The sequence below is a fragment of the Rhodoferax sp. OV413 genome, from assembly GCF_945881795.1.
Classification (GTDB): Bacteria; Pseudomonadota; Gammaproteobacteria; order Burkholderiales; family Burkholderiaceae_C; genus Allorhodoferax.
Genome location: NZ_CAMCVG010000132.1, coordinates 1 through 4,462, shown reverse-complemented (window position 1 = coordinate 4,462; position 4,462 = coordinate 1). Strand labels below are relative to the sequence as shown.

Genomic DNA, 4,462 nt, shown 5'->3' with positions numbered 1-4,462 from the left:
GGCGATTGCCCAGAAGGCGCCGCAAACGATTTCGGACTTGCAGGGTATCAGCGGGATTGGGGCTAAGAAGCTGGAGGCTTACGCGGCGTCAGTGCTGGAAGTCGTGGCGCTGCAATAAGGAGCTCCCCAGTAAGAAGGTTTGCCACTCGCCCCACTGCACGCACCGCGCCCCAGAGGCGCGGCTTTTCCGTTCAGTTGCGGTGAAAGCCGCTCTCAAACGCGACGGCGGCGCCGGACATGGTGTTTTGGAGGCGTTCAATGGCACGCATGTGGCGAGCGCCGGTGGCTGCATCGTTGGCTTGGGCGCTGTGGCGCTGCATGAGCGCTTGGAATTTGCTTTTGCAGGCATCCAGGGCGCCGGCGAAGTTCAGGGCAATGTAGGCGTTGTGTCCTGCCTGGGTCTGGCGGTACTCGCCCGACCAGTAGTCGAACAATTGCCACTTGTAAGTGCCTTTTTCGGGAACTTCGATCGTATTGCGCTGCATAGGTGCCGTACAAAATGTTGATGGATCGGGGCCATTCGTTCGGAAGGAGGGCTTCTCCGCCCGTCTGAAAATGTCCACGCCTAGGGTAATCACGCATGAGGCCGCACGCCGGTTGACAGGCCATGTAAAAAAGTTTCATGGCGGTTACCGGCTTGCGGGCCAGGCGACGGACACAGGGTGTGGCTAAAATCTGCGCCATCTCAAACAAATCATCCGAGGCCAGCCATGTCCGCACCCCAACATTCCGACGACCAACACGCCGCTGACCCTGTGGACGAAGTGGTGCCCATGGTGCCCATCGTGCTGCCCATCGTGGGCGCGGTGCTGATGTTCTTGCTGGCCTTCATCGCAGTGAAGATGGCCTGAGTGGCACGGCAAGTGAGCGCCAGCCCTACTCGTTTTCCGCTTGGTAACCGGGCCGCGGCGGGCGTTACCAAAGCGGCCTCGGCCGCTTTTTTGTTGCGCGTGCTTCTGGCGGGAGGCGCAATCTCCATAAGCGCCGCCGCCAGCGCGCAGACGAGCGCTCCCACGGGATCTGCGGCCCTGCCTGCCGCCAAACCCGCCGCATGTGCCAAGCTCTGGCAAAAGACAATGCCCCGGTTGCAGGACGACAGTCCGCAGAACCTGTGCCAATACAGCGGGAAAGTCGTTTTGGTGGTGAATACGGCAAGCTACTGCGGATTTACCTCGCAGTACGAAGGCTTGGAGCGGATTTACGCCAAATACCAGGACAAGGGTTTTGTGGTGCTGGGCTTTCCGTCCAACGATTTCGGCCAACAGGAGCCGGGTAGCAGCAAGCAAATAGCGGATTTCTGCTTCAACACCTACGGCGTCAAGTTTCCGATGTTTGCCAAGAGCACCGTGTCGGGCGGCGAGGCCAACCCGCTGTTCCAGGACCTGATGAGTCAGGGTGGTAGCACCCCCCGATGGAACTTTTACAAGTATCTGGTGGACCGCCAAGGCAAACTGGTCAACAGCTACTCCAGCATGACGGGCCCGGAAGACTCCCGCCTCACCTCGGCCATTCAAAAGGCACTCGCCGCCGCGCCATAAGCCGTATAAGCCTATGTGTATTTTGCATAGGGTTGGCCTGTAATCGCTTTGTAACTCCGGTTCCTATTCATAAAATCGTCATCTGCACCGAAGGTCGATACGGGCCTTTCCTGTGCGGAAAGCCGGTTTTTCAAAGTTCGAGGCATTCGGAGTGTCGTTCGCAGCTGATTTTGAAAAGACGATTTTCAAACTCAGGAGCTTTTCATGAACGCACCCGTGATGCAGGGCTTGGCCCTTAACACCCCCAGCTACGTTAAAAATCCCCGCCTGGTCGCCTGGGTGGCCGACATGGTCGCACTCACCAAGCCCAAAGAGGTGTACTGGTGCGACGGCTCCGAAGAGGAATACCAGCGCCTGTGCCAATTGCTGGTCGACGCCGGCACCTTCAAGAAGCTGAACCCCGCCAAGCGACTCAACTCCTTCCTGGCCTGCTCCGACCCCAGCGACGTTGCCCGCGTGGAAGACCGCACCTTCATCTGCGCCGAGCGCCAGGAAGACGCCGGCCCCACCAACAACTGGATGGCACCTGCCGAGATGCGCAAGATTCTGCAAACCGGCCAGACTGACGCCGCCGGCGCGCAGCAAAAAGCCCTGTTTGACGGCTGCATGCAAGGCCGCACCATGTATGTGGTGCCTTTCTCGATGGGCCCGTTGGGCTCGCACATCGCGCACATCGGCATTGAGCTCTCCGACAGCGCCTATGTTGCCGTCAACCAGCGCATCATGACCCGCATGGGTCGCGCGGTGTACGACGTGCTGGGCGTGGACGGGGAATTTGTGCCTTGTGTACACACCGTGGGAGCCCCCTTGGCCGATGGACAGGCCGACGTGAAGTGGCCCTGCAACAAAACCAAGTACATCGTTCACTACCCCGAAACCCGCGAAATCTGGTCCTTCGGATCGGGCTACGGCGGCAACGCGCTGCTTGGCAAAAAATGCTTTGCGCTGCGCATTGCGTCGACCATGGGCCGCGCAGCGGCACAAGGAGCGAATGGCGGAGTTGATGGTGGAGCCGATGGCCGCGGCTGGCTGGCTGAGCACATGCTCATTCTCGGCGTGACCAACCCCGAGGGTCGGAAATACCACGTGGCAGCCGCCTTCCCCAGCGCCTGCGGTAAGACCAACTTCTCGATGTTGGTGCCCCCGGCGGCTTTTGAGGGCTGGAAAGTCACCACCATCGGCGACGACATTGCCTGGATCAAGCCCGGTGCAGACGGTCGCCTCTACGCCATCAACCCCGAGGCGGGCTATTTTGGTGTGGCACCCGGCACCAACTTCCACACCAACCCCAACTGCATGGCCAGCCTGGACAAGAACGTGATCTTCACCAACGTCGCCCTGACTGACGACGGCGACGTGTGGTGGGAAGGCATGGAAAAAGACACCGGCGGCCTGCCTGCGCATTTGATCGACTGGCAGGGCAAGGACTGGACGCCTGCCATCGCCAAAGAAACCGGCACAGACGGCAAGCTCAAGCCCGCCGCCCACCCCAACGCCCGCTTCACCGTGGCCGCCGGCAACAACCCGGCTCTGGACAGCCAGTGGGATGACGCCAACGGCGTGCCGATTGACGCGTTCATTTTCGGCGGGCGCCGATCCACCACCGTGCCACTGGTAACCGAGGCCCGCAATTGGGTGGAAGGCGTCTATATGGCCGCCACCATGGGCTCGGAGACCACCGCTGCCGCTGCCGGCCAGCAGGGCGTGGTGCGCCGCGACCCGTTTGCGATGCTGCCTTTCATTGGCTACAACATGAGCGACTACTTCCAGCACTGGCTCAACATGGGCGAGAAGCTGGCCCAGAGTGGCGCCCGGTTGCCCAAGATTTTCACCACCAACTGGTTCCGCAAGGGCGAGGACGGCAAGTTCGTCTGGCCCGGCTACGGCGAAAACATGCGCGTCCTCAAGTGGATGATTGACCGCATCGAAGGCAAGGCCACCGGTGCCGAGACCGGCTTTGGCGTCGCCCCGCGGTACAGCGAAATCAACTGGACCGGGTTGGACTTCAGCGAAGCCCAGTTTGACTCGGTGACCAGCCTGAACCAGGACGACTGGAGGGCCGAAATCGCCCTGCACAGCCAGCTCTTCACCCAGCTGGCCTACCACCTGCCCCGCGAACTTGGCGAAACCCAGGCCAAACTGGCACAGCGCCTGGCGGCCTGAGGACGCACCTTTGGCTCCGCCGCTTGGCCGGGCTGGAGTGCGCAATGAAAAAGCCACCCTCGGGTGGCTTTTTTTGTGGGCTGCAGCGGCAGCAGGTGATGCCGCCGGCGCCCGCAGCGTCAAGCTTTCAGCCTTGGCTGCGCATCAATGCGTGTTGCAGCTCGGCCATGATGCGGGGGTCGCGCTGGGCATCGGCCCAGATAATTTCTTCCATGGCGCGCTCCCGGCGGGCATGGGACAAGGCCGCAAAGCCGTTGGCCAAGCGCGTGGAGAACTTGCGCAAAGGCGACGCCAGCAGAGCCAGGCTGGCGAAGGTAACCGTCCACAGCGCAACCCAGGCCGCGAGCATGTGGCCGTCGGCCCATGTGTCTATCAGCTGCTCTGCGACCACCATCAATGCCGCCAGAACCGCCGCCAGCAACATGCCGGACAAGGTGCGTGATGCTTCGATCTTCTCGGCGCGGGCAGCGGGTTTGCGGGCCGGTGCGGCAGATGCGCCGACATACGGGTTGCGGATAATTTGGCTCATGGTGGACTCCTTGAAAAGCGGAAGATCTGTGGCTCTGAGAAAGCCAATGGGAGAATAATAGGGTTTACCCTAGTGTTATTCCACTTTATGTTGGTGATGACATCCATTCACGGCATTGATAATGAGCCATGCCCGCACCTCGCGTCCAACTCCGTACCTTCGACCTGAACCTGCTCAAGGTGTTTGACGCCGTCATGGCCGAGCGCAGCCTGACACGGGCCGCCGCCGAGCT

Annotated in this window: 6 protein-coding genes; 4 read left to right on the top strand and 2 right to left on the bottom strand. The window is 61.1% G+C overall.

Annotated elements, in window-relative coordinates:
- Positions 1-118 (top strand): HRDC domain-containing protein (locus tag Q0O05_RS11525; RefSeq protein WP_293663186.1); only part of this gene is annotated, 118 nt, incomplete at its 5' end.
- A 73-nt stretch (positions 119-191) separates the two neighbouring features.
- Here the strand turns inward: Q0O05_RS11525 and Q0O05_RS11520 are convergent.
- Positions 192-485: a hypothetical protein gene (locus tag Q0O05_RS11520; RefSeq protein WP_293663183.1), complete on the bottom strand. Its 294-nt coding sequence runs from the start codon at positions 483-485 to the stop codon at positions 192-194.
- Positions 486-710: 225 nt separating this feature from the next.
- On the opposite strand from Q0O05_RS11520, the gene Q0O05_RS11515 reads away from it, so the two are divergent.
- The 3 genes from Q0O05_RS11515 (at position 711) to Q0O05_RS11505 (ending at position 3,701) form a co-directional block, all read left to right on the top strand.
- Positions 711-851: a hypothetical protein gene (locus tag Q0O05_RS11515; RefSeq protein WP_293663182.1), complete on the top strand. Its 141-nt coding sequence runs from the start codon at positions 711-713 to the stop codon at positions 849-851.
- A gap of 99 nt (positions 852-950) precedes the next feature.
- The gene (locus Q0O05_RS11510; protein WP_366519050.1) at positions 951-1,538 is read left to right on the top strand and encodes a glutathione peroxidase; all 588 of its coding nucleotides are present in this window, start codon (positions 951-953) and stop codon (positions 1,536-1,538) included.
- 204 nt (positions 1,539-1,742) lie between these two features.
- Positions 1,743-3,701, top strand: coding sequence for a phosphoenolpyruvate carboxykinase (GTP) (locus tag Q0O05_RS11505; RefSeq protein WP_293663181.1), 1,959 nt, complete (start codon positions 1,743-1,745; stop codon positions 3,699-3,701).
- 127 nt (positions 3,702-3,828) lie between these two features.
- Here the strand turns inward: Q0O05_RS11505 and Q0O05_RS11500 are convergent, their stop codons facing one another.
- Positions 3,829-4,230, bottom strand: a complete 402-nt coding sequence (locus tag Q0O05_RS11500) for a hypothetical protein (protein WP_293663180.1) — start codon at positions 4,228-4,230, stop codon at positions 3,829-3,831.
- Between the last annotated feature and the right edge of the window lie 232 nt (positions 4,231-4,462).

Excerpts from the sequence above, each read along its gene's own strand:
- Q0O05_RS11520 (WP_293663183.1), bottom strand. The coding sequence starts at position 485 with ATGCAGCGCAATACGATCGAAGTTCCCGAAAAAGGCACTTACAAGTGG.
- Q0O05_RS11515 (WP_293663182.1), top strand. The coding sequence starts at position 711 with ATGTCCGCACCCCAACATTCCGACGACCAACACGCCGCTGACCCTGTG.
- Q0O05_RS11505 (WP_293663181.1), top strand. The coding sequence starts at position 1,743 with ATGAACGCACCCGTGATGCAGGGCTTGGCCCTTAACACCCCCAGCTAC.
- Q0O05_RS11500 (WP_293663180.1), bottom strand. The coding sequence starts at position 4,230 with ATGAGCCAAATTATCCGCAACCCGTATGTCGGCGCATCTGCCGCACCG.